The sequence below is a fragment of the Actinoallomurus sp. NPDC052274 genome, assembly GCF_040679475.1.
Classification (GTDB): Bacteria; Actinomycetota; Actinomycetes; order Streptosporangiales; family Streptosporangiaceae; genus Actinoallomurus; species Actinoallomurus liliacearum.
On record NZ_JBFAUT010000004.1, the window covers coordinates 215,392 to 232,329 of the forward strand.

A 16,938-nucleotide genomic window follows, 5' to 3' on the forward strand; every position below is an offset into this window, starting at 1 on the left:
GTCACGAGAGGTGAAACAGTGCGGATTGTGACGCGCGGCGTTGCCGCAATCGCGTCGATCGCCCTGGCGGCATTCGCCGCGATGCCGATCGGCTCGGCCAATGCGGACGCCAGGCCGAGCCCGCGTGACGACGAGTGGTGGTTCACCGCTTGGGGCATCGAGAACATGGCCTGGCCGCAGTCGACCGGTCGCGGCATGACCGTCGCCCTCATCGACTCGGGCGTCAACGCCGACCTACCCGAATTGAGCGGGGCCGTCGTGCCGGGCACGGACGCCACCGGGCGGTACGGCGGTGACGGCCGCAAGGACACCGACACGGATCTGGGCGGCCACGGTACGGGGATGGCGGCGCTCATCGCCGGCCAGGGCGGGCCCGCGCGCGTGGTCGGTGTGGCACCCGACGCCAAGATCATGCCCATCATCTCCGACGGGTACTCGGCGACGGACGTCAAGGCCATCCGATACGCCGTCGACCATGGGGCGCAGGTCATCAACATCTCCCAGGCGTCTCCGGACCTTCCTGGGCAGACGTGCCCGCCGGATCTGCAGCAGGCCATCGCCGACGCGGTGCAGAAGAACGTCGTCATCGTCGCCGGCGCCGGCAATGAGGGAGCGGCGGCGAACAAGCCGCAATTCCCCGCGTCCTGCGCGGGCGTCCTGGCGGTCGGCGCGATCGACAACAAGCTCAAAGCCTGGCCCGACACGGAGCGTCAATCCTACGTCTCGGCCGCCTCGCCGGGCTGGGGTGTCGGCCTCATCGACAAGAACGGCCGATTCTCCCCCAACAACAGCGGGACCAGCCAGGCCTCGGCGCTGACGTCCGCGGCGGTCGCCCTCGTGCGGGCGAAGTTCCCGAACATGTCCGCGCGGGAGGTCGTCCAGCTCCTCATCAACACGGCGGTCGACGCCGGGCCTCGCGGGCATGACGACCAGACCGGGGCCGGTGCCATTCTTCCGCCGGCCGCGCTTTCGAAGACCGTGGACAAGAACGCCCCGAACCCGCCGTTCGAGCGGCTCGACACGTGGCTCGCCTCGAAGGGCCGGACCCCTTCCGGCAACGCGCCGACCAGTGGCTCGACATCCCACAAGGACTCGGGCGGCTCCATCGGTCTCCTGCCGATCCTCACGATCGTCGTTCTGCTGGCCATCGTCGCCGGCGTCGTGATCATCCTCGTCAAGCGTCGCGGTGGAGGGGGACCAGGCGGGGGCGGCGGTGGGTCCGCGCGGTCCGGCCACCCGCCGCACCCTGGAGCTCCTGGGACGTACGGTCCACCGGCCTCGGGCCCGCACGGAGGCGGTCATCCTCCCGTCGGTCCGCAGGGCGGATACCCGCCGCCCGGTCGCCCTCCGGGGCCGCCGCCGTCGTTCGCGCCGCCCCTGGACCAGGATCCGCCGCCCCGGCGTGACTGACCGCGGATCCGTGAGGTGACGTAGTGGGCCCGGCCGCCTTCAAGCGGCCGGGCCCGTCTCACCCACAGTCTCGGGCGAACCGGTCGGTGGCCGTGACGAGTTCGTGAAGGATGCCCGACTCGGTGTAGACGTGGCCGGCGTCCGGCACGATCCGCAGGTCGACCTCGGGCCACGCCCGTGACAGGTCCCACGCGGTGGTCACCGGGGTGCAGACGTCGTAACGTCCTTGGACGGTCACGCACGGGATGTGCCGGATCTTCGCCACGTTCGCGATCAGCTGCCCCTCCTCGAGGAATCCGCCGTTCAGGAAATAGTGGTTCTCGATACGGGCCGACGCGATGAGGGCGCGGTCGGGGGCGCCGAACGCGCCAGCCCAGCCGGGATCGGGCCGGAGCGTCACGGTGGCGCCCTCCCAGCGGCACCAGGCGCGCGCCGATCGAACCCGGGTGAACAGGTCGGGGTGGGCGAGGCGCCGGTGGTACGCGGCGATGAGATCGCCGCGCTCTTCCCGCGGGATCGGCGCGACGAACTCCTCCCAGCGGTCGGGGAAGATGCGCGAGGCGCCGCCTTCCCGGTAGTACCAGGAGATCTCCCGGCGGCGCAGGGTGATGACGCCTCGGAGGACCATCTCGCTCACCCGGTCCGGGTGCTCCTGGGCGTACGCCAGTGCGAGCGCGCTGCCCCATGACCCGCCGAAGACCATCCACCGATCGACGGCCAGATGCCGTCGTAGCCGTTCGATATCGGAGATCAGGTGCCACGTCGTGTTCGTTTCCAGGGAGACGTTCGGATTCGCGGCGCTCGGCATGCTGCGGCCGCAGTTCCGCTGATCGAACAGGACGATCCGGTAAGCGGCCGGATCGAATTGGCGGCGATGATCGTTGCTGCATCCGGAGCCGGGGCCACCGTGCAGGAACACGACGGGCTTGCCGGCAGGGCTTCCCGACGTCTCCCAATAAATCCGGTGACCGTCTCCGACGTCGAGGAGGCCGGAGTCGTACGGCTGTACGGGCGGATAGAGCGTACGCATAACGCTTGATATAGCGCGATCGGCGTATGCTCTGGCGGCATGTCGCGAGGCGTGGTGCTGTTGCCGGTGACGACCCTGCGGCTCGCCGGACGCCATCTGGCGACGCTCACGCTCCTGTTCGGCCTCGGATATCTCGCGCGGTACGCGCTCACCTCGGCGGGCGTCGCGGTGAGCCACGGACACCACGAGCAGCTGCGACGGGTGCTCGCGGTGCTGATCCTTACCGGCCTGATCACGATCACGCTCGCCGTGACCGTCGGCATGCTCAACGCGCTGCGCGGCACGGACGGCGAGCCGTTCCTCGACGCGATCGGCCGGGCGCTGTTGCCCTTCGTCGTCATCTACGTGGCCTGGGGGATGTACCTCGACGACGTCCGCGCGTTCAGCCGGGCCGACGTCGAGCGCAACCTGAACAGCGCGGCGCACGGCTCCGTCGCCGGATTCGCGCTGGACGTCAGGAACCTCTGGCTCGCGCTGGTGGCCACCGCCGTCGCCTGGGCGCTCAGGACGGGCCTCGAACGGTACCGGCGCCGGCGGCCGCTGGCCGTGCTGCTGGCCTACTGCGAGACGGCCTTCAACCTCTTCGCGGTGTCCTCCGTCCTGCTGCTCGCGGGCAAGGGCACCGACTGGGTGACGAGCCGACGTGTTTGGCCGGGCGGCGGCGACCTCCCGTACCAGCAGGCGGTCGGCTTCGCGTTCAGCACGCTGGCCCTGCCGCTGGTGTGGCTGGCCATGGCGAGCGTCGTGTACGGCCTCGGGGTCGAGCCCGACGACCACGAGGCCGTGCTGGAGGGCACCCGCCTGCAGGGAGTGGCGCAGGCGGGCGCCGAACACCGGAACCTGGTGCGGCTGCTGTCCGGTCAGCGGGAGCGCTGGGTGCCGCTCCTGCACGCCACGCGCCTGATCCTGCGGGCCGGCGCGCCCGCGCTCGGGCTGTTCTGCCTGTGCTACTACGCGGTCGACCTCGCGGTGGCGTACGGCTTCCGCGGCGCGCTGCACCTCGTCGGGCCGGACCACGACCCGGCGGCGTGGCCGGCCATCCTCGTGCCGCTGGAGTTCGCGCGCGAGCTGGTACGCACCGTGCTGCACCTGGCGCTGCTGGCGGCCGCCGTCGGGGTGGCGGGCGGGATCAGCGCCGAAACCGCAGCCCCGGAAGGGGACCCGGTCGCGACGGAGCCGGCCGGAACAGCATGACGAACTCCACCTGACCGGTGACGTCCGCCGGAACCCGCCCGCGCAGCCTGCGGGTGGAGCGTTCGCCGGGCTCGTACGGGTCGCCGCCGGAGACCGGATCCAGCTCCCACCGGCGGCCGGACCGGTCACGGAGCTGGTAGTCGTTCTGGATCTGGACGGTGCCCTCCTGGTCGAGGGCGGTCTGCTCCAGGACGACCTCGACCTGATCCCCGGCCGGCCGGATGGAGCGGAGACGCCAGGAGGCGTGGTTCAGCGTGCCCGCGCCGCCGGCCGGCACGGTGGTCAGCGCCTCGCGCGCCCGGTGCGTGGCGTAGTAGTGCAGCTTCTCGCGCAGCGGCAGGCCCACCGCCAGCGGCAGGACGACGATGAGCGCGAGGGCGGCGCGGCGGCTCACGAGCGGGCTCCGGGGATCGTCCCCCGTTCGGCCGCGGCGGCTCATGAGCGGGCTCCGGGGACCGTGACCCGTTCGGCCGCGACCGCGACCATCCGCCGGGCGGCGGCCTCGCCGATCCCGAGCGGGACGTTCGCCTGCGCGGTCAGCTCGAACCCGAACGGCGGGAAGCCCTCCGGGACCCTCTTGTCATTCGGGAGCCGGTCGGACACGAGCAGGGTCGCGCCGGCCAGCAGGGACGGCGGGATCTCGAAGACGAACGGGCCACGCCGCCACAGGCCGGGGGAGAGGGTGACGTCGTCGAGCGTCGTCGCGGCCGGAGTGGTGACGTCCTTGCTGCTGCCCCGGAACTCCCGCCCGTCCCTGGTGCGCAGCAGCGCGGTCGAGATCTGTACGGGGGCGCGGCGGGTCGTCGCCGCCGCCGTCACCACGACGAACACGCCCTCGGGCCGGAGGAGCTCCTTCTGCGGGGAGGAGATCGACCGGGCCACCGTCACGCTCTCCACCCGCACGGTGAAGCCCCCGGCCGTCAGGGCCGTCCCGACGTGCCCGGTGACGGCCAGCGGCGCGTACCGGCGGTCGTAGTCGTCGGGGGCGTGGGACCGGACCCAGATCGCGGCGCCGGCGAGCGCCACGCCGAGGACGACGGCGACGGCGCGCCTCATGCGCTCGCCCACCGGATCGGCAGTGGCACGACGTAGTCGGCGACGTCGTCCTCCTTGGCGTTGTCCGGCTTGCGCGGGATCCAGTGCCGGTAGCCGTAGAAGAAGTCCTCACGGTTCTCGTAGCGCCACAGCGAGAGGCGGGCGTGGAATCCGGCCGGGACCGGCCCGTCCCCGAGCCCGTACGTCAGGACGACCGTCGTCGGCACTCCGGGGTTCAGCATGCTCACCTCGAGGTCCTGGCTGCGGCCGACGGCGCTGATCGGGGTGATCTTCGTGCCCCGCGGGACGTCGAGCGACAGGGCGTTCACCGCGAAGTCCATGACGGGTAGGGACCGGCGGTCCCGCACCGTGACCCGGAGCGTGACGACCAGCGTGGCGCCACCCCGCTTGACCTGGCGGACGACCACGTCGGCCACGCGGAGACGGTACCGGCCGAGGTCGACGGCGGTCTTCGCCGAGCGTTGCGCGGGACGAGGCGCGGCCCGCAGCCCGCCCGTCGCCCAGAGGCCGGCGAGCAGCGCGGCGGCGCACATCGCGGAGGCGGTCAGGAGCAGTCGGCGTCGCATGATCTCCCCGGGTCAAGGTGAGAGGGTAGCGGGATGCGAGTGCGGGATGTCACCCGATGGGCCGATGTCGGCCTTCCCCCGCCGGGCGTCGGGCCGGTGGGTGGCGGCGGGTTCCGGTCGAAACGCGTCGGGCCGGTGGGCGGCGGCGCGCTTCGGTCGAAAAGCGTCGAACCGGTGGGTGACGGCGGCCCCCGGTTGAAACCGCACCCCTGTTCGGGCGAAGCTTTCTACGCTGTGCCGCACGGAGCACTCAAGGAGTTCGGGACGTGGTCGATGTGACACCCCGCGAAACCCGGTTACTGCAACCGGGTCGCGTCTACGTCGGCTGGCGTTACGCGCAGGTGCACGACGATCCCGGACCGCCGCCCAAACGGCCGACTCCGCCCGAGGCCGAGCCGCCCGACAAGGAGTGGGTGACGGTCCAGCGGCGTGACGACAAGTTCCTGAACCGCCCGCTGAAGATCGTCGGGATCGCCACGGGCGTCGTCGCCGTGCTCTTCGTCGTCGCGGCGGTCACCGGCACACTGCCCTGGGCGTTCGCCGCCGCCGGGCTGGTGGCGTGCGTCCTGGTCGCGCTGATCACGGGATACTCCATGTGGCAGGGCCGGCAGACGCTGCGCGCCCGCGAGGTCGCTGAGCGGGACCGCCTCGAACGCAAGGAGGCGGAGCGCCGGCGGCTGCTGGAGACCGCCCACGCCGAGCACGCCCGCGCGTACCGGGAGTGGCAGCACCGGCGGGAGGCGTACGAATCCCAGCACGAGTGGTACGCCGTCACCCTTCCGCGGGGCGTCGACCGGGTGGACGTCGTCGGCGGCACGCTGGCGGGCTGGTCGGCGACGGTGACGATGATGGGCGCGGCGCGCCTGGCCGCGGGCTCCCACGTCACCGTGCTCGACCTGTCGGAGGGCGCGGTCGCGCGCGAGCTCATCGAACTCGGCAACGACCAGGGCGAGCGGCCCCAGGTGTGGGTGCTGCCCGGGGACCTGCCGCAGCTCGACCTCACCCACGGCCTCGGGTCCGAGGAGCTCGCCGACGTCCTGTCGCTCGTCGTCAGCGTCAGCGAGGAGCAGGGCAGCACCCGCGACCTGTCGTTCGACAACGCCATCCTCGAACGCGTCCTCGGCGTCTTCGGCGGCCGCGCGCCGATTCCCCGGATCACCGCCGCGCTCCGGGCGCTGGCCGAGGTGGGCGATCCGCGCGACGACCTGCGCGACGGCCTCATCACCGACGACGAGCTCGCCAAGATCACCACGATGTTCGGCCGGGGCGCCGCCGACCGCGTCGTCATCGAACGCGCCTGGGCCCTGGAGTCGCAGCTGCGGAAGCTGGAGAAGCTCGGCTCGAGCCCGACGCTGCTCCCGCCCAGCAGGCTGCGCGTCATCGCCACCGACCGCCGGGCCGGGGTGCTGACCAACCGGGTGCTCGGCACGTACGTCACCGCGGCGCTCACCCACGTGCTCCGCGGCTCCGCGCGGGGCAAGCCGTGGGAGCACACCCTGATGCTGTGCGGCGCCGAGAAGCTGCGCGGTGACGTCCTGGACCGCCTGATCGACTCGTGTGAGGCCACGTCGACCGGCCTGGTTCTGCTGTACCGCACGATCCCGCCGCACGTGAAGGAGCGGCTCGGCCGCGGGCACGCCGCAGTCGCCTTCATGCGGCTCGGCAACGCGGAGGACGCCCGGATCGCGGCCGAGCACATCGGCACGGAGCAGACCGTCGAGGTCGCCGAGCTCACCGAGAAGGTCGGGGACGCAGTGTCCCATTCGAAGGACGAGGCGTACGTCAGCACGGTCGGCCCCGCCGCGCGCATGCCGGTCTTCAACGACAACGAGCCCACCGACGCGGCGCTGCCGGACGGCATCGGCCGCGCCACCGCCTGGGGGGAGAGCACCTCTCTCGCGGCGGAGGCGGGCAAGGGCTCCCGCGAGCTCGCGGTCGAGCCTCAGGAGCTGCAGCAGTTGCCGCCCACCGCGATGATCTTCACGCACGCGGAGTCGACCGGTCGGCGGATCCTCCTGGTCGACGCGAATCCCGGCATCATGACGCTGCCGACCGCGAACATCCAGGAGTTCGAGGAGGCCACGGACCCGTCCCGGGCCCGTCACGCGAAGCCCGACCTGCCGCAGGACGTCCCCCGCCCCACGCCCAACCTCGGGCCGCCGCCGGAGCGCCTCGACTTCCGGAAGAAGAAGCGCTGACCGGCGGGGCGCCCGCCCCTTTCCGTGTCGGTCACCCGCCGGCCAGGAGACGCGCCCAGCGCCCGCGTACGCGGCCGGACAGGGCCGGGAGCCGGCTGAATTCGTCGTGAACGCTTCGTTCCCCGCGCCGGAACCACGGCCTGCCTGCGCCTTGCCGCCGATGACGTCCGCGCAGGTCACAGGCGTCGGCGTGGCGGCGCGGCCCGGCGAGGCCGCGCGGTTGACGAATCCCGAAACCGAGAGAACATCGTCCAGAAAGATCATTTAGTCCCTGGACGTCCCGTTTCGGGGTGGCGCGACAGCGGTCGTTTTGGAGGTCGGGGGAAATGCCGGCGTTCGACCATGACGTCGTTGAGAACTACCGGGAACGCCTGGAGAAGCTGCGGCGGTTGCAGCATGACATCCGCGACCTGACCGCGACCGCGCGGACCCGCGACGGCGGTGTGACCGTGACGGTCGGAGCGCACGGCGAACTGCGCGACCTCCGGTTCGAGCCACGGGCGCTGCAGCGGACGAACGCGGGGCAACTGGCCCGTACGGTCCTGGGCCTGGTCGCCGAGGCGACGCGGGAGGCGACCGGCCGGGCGAGGGACCTGACCGCGGCGTTCCTGCCGGAGGAACTGGCCGCCCGGCTGCGCGACGGCGAGGAGGACGTCACGGCGTTCCTGCCGGACGCTCCTCGAACCCCGATGTCCCCCCGGGAGTGACCGGTGACCGCGGATTACGTCACCGCTCCGCACACCTGGGTCGCCTCCGGTCACGGAGTCGGCGCGGCGGCCGACGCCCTCGCACAGGCCGTCGACGTCCTGTGCGGTGCGCTGGGCGCGCTCGGGGACTGCTGGGGCAACGACGACATCGGGCGCGCGTTCTTCAACGGGGACGACAGGACGGCCGGCTTCGGCGCGTCGCGCGACGCGCTGCTGGCGGATCTCGCGGACATGGTGAACCTGCTCCGGGCGACCGGGGGCTCGTTGATCCTGGCGGGCCAGACCTTCCGGCTCGCCGAAGAGGCCGGCACGCTCGGTGCCAAGCTGCCGCAGGGCGCGGACAAGGGCGCGCTCGCCGCGGAGCGGCCGTACCGGCTGCCGGCGGTGGCCGACACGCTCGTGGAGTCCGATCCACCGCCGTCGGGGTTCGAGCAGATCCTGTACTTCCTGGAGATCCTCGTCGGCGGGTGCCAGTGGCCGGACGGCAACCTGGACTCGCTGGCCGCGATGCGGGACGCGCTCCACACCGCCGGCGGAGCGGTACGGACCGCGGCCGATGAGGTCGGCGGTCACGCCCGGAACGTCTGCGTCAACAACGTCGGGAAGACGGTCGAGAAGTTCGCCACGTTCGCGGCGGCCGTGCGGGGCGGCGGCGAACAGGGCGGTCTGCTGTGGCTCGCGGACGTGTGCGAGGGGCTGGGCGACAGCGTCGACTTCCTGATCCGGCAGAAGAGGGCCGCGCGCGAGCAGTTCGAGCTGTCGCTGGTCTTCCTGGCGGCGACGTGGGCGATCGCCTGGGCCATCTCGTGGCTCACCGCCGGCTCCTCCATCGCGGCCGCGACGGCGACCACCGAGGCCGAGGGCTTCGTGCTGAAGACGTTCCTGCGGACCGTCGCCAAGGCCGTGGCCCAGGGCATGTGGTACGCCGGCGGCATGGACGCCGTCGGGCAGTACGCCCGGATCCAGCAGGGCGTCCAGAAGGGGTTCGACAAGGGGGAGTTCTTCAAGGCGGTCGGCGAGGGCGGCCTGGCCGGTGGCGTGATGGGCGCGGCCGGCGGGGCGGTCGCGGCCCGGAACACCCGGCTCACCGCCGCCCTGGCCGACTGGATGGGCGCCGCGGGACTCAAGGGCGCCGGGGCCCGCTTCCTGTTCGCCGGTACGACGGGCACGGCGGGCAACATCGCGGCGCAGGCGGCTCTCGAGGGCGGCCACGTGGACCTCGCCCAGGCCGCCGGGTTCGGCTTCGGCATGGCCGGGATGGGCGCCGCCAGTGAGGCGGGGCGGCACTTCGCGGGCAGGCTCGGTCTCCCCGGCCGCCCCGGAGCCGTTCCCGGTGACCCGACGGCCGGCGGGACCGGCGGCGAGGGGCCGGGCTCTCGGACGACACCGCCGTTCGCCGACGACGGCACTCCCAACCCCCGGAACGACTACGTCCACACCTCCGACAGCGGCCTCGGCTACCACCTCAAGGGCGAGGTCATCGCGCGCGACGGCGTGCCGGTGTCCGGCACCACCGGCGACCACGGCCGGCCCACCGGCGGCGCGGGCGACGCTCAGACCGGGGGCGGCCAGTCGTACGGCGGCGGGACGCACCCCCCTGGCCGGTCATACGACGGCGGCCAGTCTTCCGACGGCGGCCAGTCTTCCGACGGCGGCCAGTCTTCCGGCGGCGGACAGCCCTACGACGGCGGTCGGCCCCACGGTGGCCCCTCCTCCAGCGGCGGTCAGTCCCATGGCGGCCTCCAGACGCACGGGAGCGGCCAGAGCGACGGCGCCGCGGCCTCCGGGGGCACGAGCCACGCCGATCTCGCCGCCATGGGCGGGCACAAGGGCGGGGCCGACCTTCCGGCCCCGGCCGCCGGGACCGGGCATTCCGGCGAGCCGGCCGTCTCCCCTGCGCCCGAACCGGCCACGCGACCCACGCTCTTCATGACACCGGGGGACGGGGCCGTGAACGCCGGACAGGCGCACGGGCCCGGCGGCGCGGCGGTCGCCGGCCTCCCGCCCGGCGCCTCGACCACCCGTCCCGTCCTTCCTCCCGGGCCTTCGGCCCTCCGGTCTGGCCTTCCGTCCGGGGCGTCGGCCACCCGTCCTGTGCTCCCGTCCGGGACGGGCGACGTGTCGACCGGCGCACCGCGCCCGAGCGGCTCGATCACACCGGGCGGCGATCGCCGGAGCATCGTCGACGTCCTCGGCGGCGCCCCGACGTCGCCCCGGCAAGAGGGCCCGGCGCCGGGAACCCACGGCGGATCCGGCGCCGCGCCCGGCCGTCCGCCAGAGCCCGGCCGTCCGCCGGAGCCCGGTCGTCCGCCGGAGCCCGGTCGTCCGCCGGAGCCCGGTCGTCCGCCGGAGCCCGGACGACCCGTGCCCGAGCGGGGCCGGGCGGCCGAGGCGTCGACCGGAACGGCGAAATCCCCGACGGAGCCGCCGGGCAGGACGGCCGGGTCCCGCCCGGCCGGCGAACCCCGCCGCGAGGGCGAGGACGGTGCGACCGCCCTGAGGCCCGAGCGACCGCGCGGCACGGCGGAGGAACCGTCGTCCCGCTCCGGCGGGGGCGGGGCGTCGCGGATCGAGCGGCTGCTCAACCCCTCCCATGAGCCGAATCCCTCCCGTGCCGAAGCGCGCTCGGGCGCGGCAGAGACGCCGCCGAGCCGCACCGAGCACCCGGACGGGACCGGTCCCGCAGGCCGTAAGGGACCCGAGCCGGCCGGGGAGCCCCCGACGCACCAGGGACCGGCCGAGACGAACGCCCCCTCGACCGAGACGCCGACCGCGCCCCGGACCGAGACGAGCGGCGAGGAGCCCGCGCCGGAGCCCCGTCCCGAGATCCACCCGCCTCGGTACACCGACTACGGCGCGCTGGGCGACGGGACGGCGGTGGAGGGCGCTCGGCTGCCCGCCGACCCGCACGAGGCCGCGCGGCGATGGGCCGAGGACCTTCCCGACCACCTCCCGCCGCGGCTCCGCGCCGAGATCGAGGCGCGGGTCCGCGACCTGCTCGGCGACCCGAACCTCGACCGGTGGACCGACCTTCTGCAGAACGGCATCGCGTTCGAGTCCCGTGGACACGTGGTGTGGCTCAGGCCGAGGCTCGACGCGTACACGCACGTGCAGCCGCCCGAAGGCGCCCGGCGGTACACGGTCTCCTTCGGCGGCTCCGGCGCGGGGGCGAAGGAGACCGTACGCACGCACCGCGACAACTCCGCCGGCGTCGTCGAGATGCTGGACAACTCCGACGGCCTGGAACGCGTGAGCCTGCCCGGGCCGGGCGTGAGCAAGGTCTCGGGACGGGCGCACACCGCCACGACCGAGGTCATGGCCGGTCACAAGACGGTGGCGTTCAAACACGACTTCTTCGACTGGACCGTGCGGGTGGAGGCCCACGTCAACGGGAGCGAGGCGGGGATCGGCGGAGTCGTCGACGGCGTCTCCCTGAGCGTCCCCTTCCCGGAGCAGTTCCACCGAGAGGGTACGCCCGGCGGCGGGGGCGACCGGCCGCCGATGCCCCGCCACCTGGTCGCGTCGGACCGGGCGCCCGAGGTGCGCAAGCACGATGTGATCGTCACCGCCGTCCAGCCCGACCGGCTGGTGACGGAGTTCCAGCGCCGCGCGTTGCAGGCGGGCATGTCGCCGAAGCAGGTCGCGGAGGTCGTCAACCGGGAACTCGCGAGCCACATCGGTCAGCAGATCCTGCTGAACCGCAGCCGGGACCTGCTGAACGGCGAGCTGACGACCCCGGACGCCACCATCAGCTCACGTGTCCTGCGTCTCGAACACCTGCCCGCCGGCGACACGCCGATCCGCCAGGCGGTGCTGCGCGACGACCAGGGCCTGCTGACCACGACGAACGACTCCCGGCAGTTCGGCCACAAGTGGAACGTCACCGCCGGGATGAAGCTCGGCGTCGACAATCCGGCGGCCAAGTTCTTCGCGCGGATCGGCGGCAACTACCAGGGTGGCAAGAACCACGTCCTGTCGTACTCGCACACGACTCTGCCGAAGATCACCCTGGTGCGGAAGGACGAGCTCGCCCGGTACCACGCGATCGTACGGATGGAGGTCCAGACCCGCTTCGGCGGCTTCCCCGTCGACGTCCCGATGGAGCTGGCCGTGCGCGCGTCCGACGCGCCACGGTTCGAGACGGATCTCCTCGGAGGCGTGAAGACGGCGGAGCTCGGCGCGGGCGAGAGTCCCGCCCCTGCCGCCCATCCGGACGGTCAGGGTCCTGCCGGAGCGGTCCGCCCGACCGGCGAGGGTCCTGCCGGCGTGGCTCACCCGGGCGGCGATGGTCCCGGAGCCCCGGCCGGGTCGCCGGACCACGGATCGGTCGTGCCCGCCGGTCCGGAGCATGCGCCGCCGGTGGTGCCGCACGCGCCGCATCCCGCGGAGCCGGCGCATCTCGCGGCGGGGCACGGGGCCGGGCTGGGCAAGCTGACCGCTCTTCCCGGCTCCGAGCAGGTCGTCCGGGGACTGCGCGACGCGATCGACAAGGCACTGCCGAACCTGTCGGAGCCGGCCCGGCGGCAGCTCGCGCGGGACCTCGACGCGCGGTTCGGCCGGTCGGCCCTGGAGGGCGTGTCGCTCTCCGACCTGCTGCACGGCGGCACCCACCGGATCACGGTCGGCAGGCACCGGATCGAGATCTCGCACCGGGCCGAGCTGGGCGAACGCCGGTCCGCCGAAGAGTTCGACATGACGGTGAACGACCGCAAGGTCGCGGGGGCGGGGACGTCCGCCGGGCAGAGCAGGTCGTCGGGCGTCGGCGTGGAGGTCGCCGGGAACGTACGGTTCGCGCTGGGCGAGTTCGGGCTCGACGCGCCGAAGGTCGCGCTGCACGGCGGCGGCAGCCGGTCGAAGACCGTGAGCTTCATGGGCGGCACCACCGAGTACCGCCGGACCGAGACCGACGGGCCTGTCACGCAGATCACCAAGGAGCTGCGGCACGAGGTCGCGCTGCGGGTGTACGACGGCCGGAAGCCGCTCACCGACCAGTCGTGGACGGTGCGCGGAGACGACGTGTCCGCCCGCGTCGTGGTCCCGCAGGAGCACCGCCCGGCGGCCGAGGTCACGCCGGAGGAGGTTGCGAGGGTCGGCCGGGTCGAACGGGTGGACGCGCTGCCCGACGACCGGATCGACTTCGCGGGCCAGACCACCGCCGTCTTCCCGAGCATCGCCGCGGCGCGCGACCTGCCGTTCGAGGTCGCGCGGGCCGAGGCGGAGGCGAACGGCCGACCGGCGCCGGCCGACCTCCTGGGGGTTCCCCCGGAGATCCTGGACGCCACCCGGCCGTCGTCGCTGGAGGCGCACCTCGCCGACCTGACGTCCCGGGACGGGTGGCGGATCCAGGTCACCCAGCCGGACGGCACCACGCGGGGCGTGACCCTGCGGGCGGGGTTCGGCCGGCCGGAGCACGCCGTGGCGCGTACGGGCATCGAGATCGAGCACTACCGGGCCGCCAACTCCCGGATGAGGATCGGGACGAGCACGGACCTCCGGGTCGAAGGCGAGTTGAAGGCAGGGTTCCGCGGCAAGGTCACCACGGCCCACACCGAGTTCAAGGGCGTCGGTGAGGTCGGCGGGGTGGCCGAGGTGGACCGCCGCAGGGGCACCAGCGAGTACACCGGTGCGAGCGACGTCATCCGGGGCACGTACAGCAGCGGCGGGCTGACCCACTCCTTCAGCGGCTCGGACCTGTACCTGTCGGTCACCCCGGACGTACCGGCCGGGCGGCACGCGCCGACCACGCACCTGCGCGTGCACGGCGGCGCGGAGTTCATGATGCCGGACCGGATCGCGCGAGATCACCACCTCGCCGCGCCGGACGTCCACGGACACGACGGCGAGCCCGTCGTCGCCCGGCCGGTGAGCGAGCCGCGGACGTACCGGCCCGACCTCGCCATCACCTCCGCGCACGTCGAGCGCTTCGACGGCCGGGACGTGCTGCCGAAGGTCGAGGGCATGCTCGAGGGCCGGGGGCTCCTGCCCGAGGGCGACGCCGTGGCGCGGGAGCTGCTCCGGGCGGCGTTCGGCGAGCCGGCCCTGGCCGCGAACATGGCGTCCCTGCGCAGGGGCGTCGTCCAGTGGTACCCGGTCGAGTCGGCGTACGGCTTCACCCGGCACGTGGGCGTGCGCGTCCGCGCGGTGCTGGAGGGCGGGGCGCACACGGCCGAGCGTCCGGACGTCAGCCACATGGCCCGCGTCCAGGGTCTCGGCGGTTCCGAGGCGGTCCGGGAGCGCGGCTTCGGCCGGGGCTGGAAGGCTCTCGTGCGGGGCACCGCCGAGGGCGCGAGCGGTGGCGGCGAGCACGGCCAGGGCGGCGGCGAGCACGGTCAGCCCGGCGGCGAGCACGGCCAGGGCGGTGGCGAGCACGGCCAGGGCGGTGGCGAACGCGGTCAGTCCGGCGGCGAGCACGGCCAGGGCCGTGGCGAACGCGGTTCCGCCGGCGGCCGGCACGGCCACGGCACGGGCGCCACCGGCGGCGGCCAGTTCGGCGGCGGGCGGATCCATCGGTCCGAGACCGGGCACAGCGACGGGGTCGGCGTGAAGGACATCGACCGGCGTCAGACCCGGGAGGGTTCGCAGGAGTTCACGCACGGACTCCGGTACGAGATCGAGGTCGTCGAGTCCAAGGAGCCGCCGCACGGCCTCGAACACGGCGTCAACGCCATCCGACGCGGCGCGGACGCGCTGACGCGCCTGACCGGCAACGACGTCGCCGCACGGTACTTCGACCGCCACCTCTCGGTGGAGACCGAGACCGCCACGGTCGGGGGTGGCGTCCGGCTGGTCGTCCCGCACCACCTCACTACGGTCGCCGGCGTGGGCGCCCACGTGCCGGGCTGGGAGCCGGTCACCGGCCGGTTCCCCCGGTGGTCGGACCACACGCCGCCCACCGAGGTCAACCGCACTCTCGGCGGCATGGTCGGCCGTATCTCCTTCCCGGGCGCCGAGGTGGTCCACGAGTACGCGCCGCTCGCCGCGCTGCCGCCGGAGCGCCGCGGTCCGGTCCCCGCGCGGACCGAACGCCCCACCGGGTTCGAACTGAGCCGGCCGCAGGGCATGGCCCTCTGGCGGCAGACCGATCCGGCGACGCTGATGTCGGAGGTCACGTCGCTGCTCGACCACACGTACGAGGTCGCCGGGCTGCGGCCGGGAGAGACCGTCACCGTGGGCATGAACGTCGTCGGCCTGAGAGAGGACGCCCAGGCACTGCTCAAGCGGCGGGAGTACAGCCAGACCGCGACGACGCGGCGGGACGGCGTGACGACGGCGACGGACGCCGGCCTGCGGGGCGGTGGGTCGGTCGGTTCCTCTGGAGGCCACGGCGGCATGGCCTCGCACGGTCGCGGCAGCGGGTCGGCCGTCGCGGGCGAGGCGGACAGCTCCAACATCCGGGAACGCAACATCGAGGTCACCGACCAGAACGTCATGTACTCCGCCGACGTCGTGCTGGTGTTCCATCGGGAGGGCGCCCGGGACCTGCTCGTCGACGTCGGCGACGCGCTGCACATCAGGCTCACCGAGGACGCCGCCGCCGAACTCGACCACCGACACCCCGGACTGATCCGCCGGCCCGCCGGCATCGAGAACCCGCCGGCACTCGGCTCCGACGACCTCCTGGCGTCCCGTGGCGGCCGGGAGGCGGAACCGGTGACCCGCCCTGAAGAGGGGCGACCCGACGCTCCGTAAAGTGATCATTGACGCCGATCCGGTATCGGGCCTAGGTTCCCTACCGACCGGTTGGTATGTACTGAGGAAGGGCCGTTCATTGTCCACTGTCGAGACCGTTCGTGGTGCCGTCGACGTCGCCGAGCTCGGGCGAACGCTGATGCACGAGCACGTCTTCGTCCTGTCCCCCGAGTACGTGCAGAACTACGGTGCCGGTGCGTGGTGGGACGAGGAGGAACGCGTCCACGACGCGGTCGCCAAGCTCCGCGCCATGGTGGCCAAGGGAATCACCACGATCGTCGATCCGACGGTATGGGGCCTCGGCCGTTACATCCCGCGCATCCAGCGGATCGCCGAGCAGGTGCCGGAACTGAACATCATCGCCGCGACCGGGCTGTACTCCTACGACGCGCTGCCCTTCCAGTACGAGAACCGGGGACCGGGGCTGCTGGTCGACATGCCGGAGCCGATGGTCGAGGACTTCACCCGCGACATCGTCGAGGGCATCGGGGACACCGGCGTCAAGGCGGCGTTCCTCAAATGCGCGATCGAGGCCAAGGGCCTCACGCCGGGCGTCGAGCGGATCGCCCGCGCCGTCGCGCGCACCCACTGCGAGACGGGCGCGCCGATCACCGTGCACACCTCGGGCCCGGCCCAGACGGGTCGACTGGCCCTGGCCCTGTTCCGCAAGGAGGGGGTCGACCTGTCCAAGGTGGTCATCGGGCACGCGGGGGACAGCAACGACCTCGACTACCTCATGGAACTGGCCGACAGCGGGGCGATCCTCGGGATGGACCGGTTCGGGCTGGACATCTACAACCCCACGCCGGACCGCGTCCGTACGATCGCGGCCCTGTGCGGGCGTGGCTACGCCGACCGCATGGTGCTCAGCCACGACGCGAGCTGCTTCATCGACTGGCTGGGCGGCAACCAGGACCAGGTACGGTCCGCCGCCATGCCCAACTGGAACTACGAGCACATCAGCGATGACGTCCTGCCCGCGCTGGTCGAGCTGGGCGTCTCCGACATGCAGCTCGACCAGATGCTGATCGACAACCCGCGGCGGTACTTCACCACCGCTGGCATGGCGGGCCCGGCCCTGTAATCCT

Annotated in this window: 10 protein-coding genes; 6 read left to right on the plus strand and 4 right to left on the minus strand. The window is 73.1% G+C overall.

Translation table 11 applies throughout. The annotated features are described in order from the left end of the window. The first annotated feature begins 18 nt into the window (after positions 1–18). Positions 19–1,410 carry a S8 family serine peptidase gene (locus tag AB0K82_RS05730; RefSeq protein ID WP_364393166.1) on the plus strand — a complete coding sequence of 464 codons (1,392 nt, stop codon included), beginning with the start codon at positions 19–21 and terminating at the stop codon, positions 1,408–1,410. Between the two features lie 58 nt (positions 1,411–1,468). Here AB0K82_RS05730 and pip read toward each other — a convergent pair whose 3' ends face one another. After that, a complete protein-coding gene (gene pip / locus AB0K82_RS05735; RefSeq protein WP_364393168.1) occupies positions 1,469–2,440 on the minus strand; it encodes a prolyl aminopeptidase in 972 nt (323 codons plus the stop codon). Positions 2,441–2,479: 39 nt separating this feature from the next. On the opposite strand from pip, the gene AB0K82_RS05740 reads away from it, so the two are divergent. Next, complete coding sequence (locus AB0K82_RS05740) at positions 2,480–3,634, plus strand: hypothetical protein (protein WP_364393170.1); 1,155 nt, start codon at positions 2,480–2,482, stop codon at positions 3,632–3,634. Here the strand turns inward: AB0K82_RS05740 and AB0K82_RS05745 are convergent. The 3 genes from AB0K82_RS05745 to AB0K82_RS05755 are packed head-to-tail and all read right to left on the minus strand — an operon-like array spanning position 3,570 to position 5,256. Further along, a complete protein-coding gene (locus AB0K82_RS05745; protein WP_364393172.1) occupies positions 3,570–4,028 on the minus strand; it encodes a hypothetical protein in 459 nt (152 codons plus the stop codon). The two genes, AB0K82_RS05740 and AB0K82_RS05745, sit on opposite strands and share 65 nt — an antisense overlap. 41 nt (positions 4,029–4,069) lie before the next feature. Further along, the gene (locus AB0K82_RS05750; RefSeq protein WP_364393174.1) at positions 4,070–4,690 is read right to left on the minus strand and encodes a hypothetical protein; all 621 of its coding nucleotides are present in this window, start codon (positions 4,688–4,690) and stop codon (positions 4,070–4,072) included. Further along, positions 4,687–5,256, minus strand: a complete 570-nt coding sequence (locus AB0K82_RS05755; RefSeq protein ID WP_364393176.1) for a hypothetical protein — start codon at positions 5,254–5,256, stop codon at positions 4,687–4,689. Before AB0K82_RS05755 ends, AB0K82_RS05750 begins: the two co-directional genes overlap by 4 nt. 266 nt (positions 5,257–5,522) lie before the next feature. Between AB0K82_RS05755 and AB0K82_RS05760 the strand changes: the two genes are divergently transcribed. From AB0K82_RS05760 to AB0K82_RS05775, 4 genes are all read left to right on the plus strand, one after another. Next, positions 5,523–7,454, plus strand: a complete 1,932-nt coding sequence (locus AB0K82_RS05760) for a hypothetical protein (RefSeq protein ID WP_364393178.1) — start codon at positions 5,523–5,525, stop codon at positions 7,452–7,454. Positions 7,455–7,780: 326 nt separating this feature from the next. Further along, complete coding sequence (locus AB0K82_RS05765; RefSeq protein WP_364393181.1) at positions 7,781–8,161, plus strand: YbaB/EbfC family nucleoid-associated protein; 381 nt, start codon at positions 7,781–7,783, stop codon at positions 8,159–8,161. Between the two features lie 3 nt (positions 8,162–8,164). Continuing rightward, positions 8,165–15,850 (plus strand): hypothetical protein, encoded by a 7,686-nt coding sequence (locus AB0K82_RS05770; RefSeq protein ID WP_364393183.1) that lies wholly within the window; start codon positions 8,165–8,167, stop codon positions 15,848–15,850. A 79-nt stretch (positions 15,851–15,929) separates the two neighbouring features. Beyond that, complete coding sequence (locus AB0K82_RS05775) at positions 15,930–16,934, plus strand: phosphotriesterase-related protein (RefSeq protein ID WP_364393186.1); 1,005 nt, start codon at positions 15,930–15,932, stop codon at positions 16,932–16,934. Positions 16,935–16,938 lie beyond the last annotated feature (4 nt).